The following is a 247-nucleotide window of genomic DNA, read 5'->3' as shown; positions in this document are numbered from 1 at the left end:
ATGCAGACCTTGCAGAACTGCTGAACACATCGCGACAAAACATCCAGCGAAAGCTAACTAGCACGCGGCCTATATCCAGTACCGACTTATTCGAAATCGCTCACGTACTCAACGTCAACGCATCAGAACTGGTACGGCGCGCTGAGGAATACGAAAACAGCCAGAACGACGACACAAAAACAACCGAACTCGTGCGCCGTGCTGAAGAGTCCAACATCCCCGCCGCTTAGAAAAGTGCCCTCACCTA

At 51.8% G+C, this 247-nt stretch carries 1 protein-coding gene; it reads left to right on the top strand.

Features of this window, described 5'->3' with window-relative positions:
• Nucleotides 1-230, top strand: a 230-nt coding sequence (locus QP415_RS12515; RefSeq protein WP_285100286.1) for a helix-turn-helix domain-containing protein, incomplete at its 5' end; no start/stop codon positions are given.
• Between the last annotated feature and the right edge of the window lie 17 nt (nucleotides 231-247).

Origin of the sequence: Pauljensenia sp. UMB3104 (genome assembly GCF_030217285.1) — a bacterium.
Taxonomy (GTDB): Bacteria; Actinomycetota; Actinomycetes; order Actinomycetales; family Actinomycetaceae; genus Pauljensenia.
Note: the sequence above shows the minus strand (reverse complement) of the source record. Positions and strands in the feature narration are given on the sequence as shown.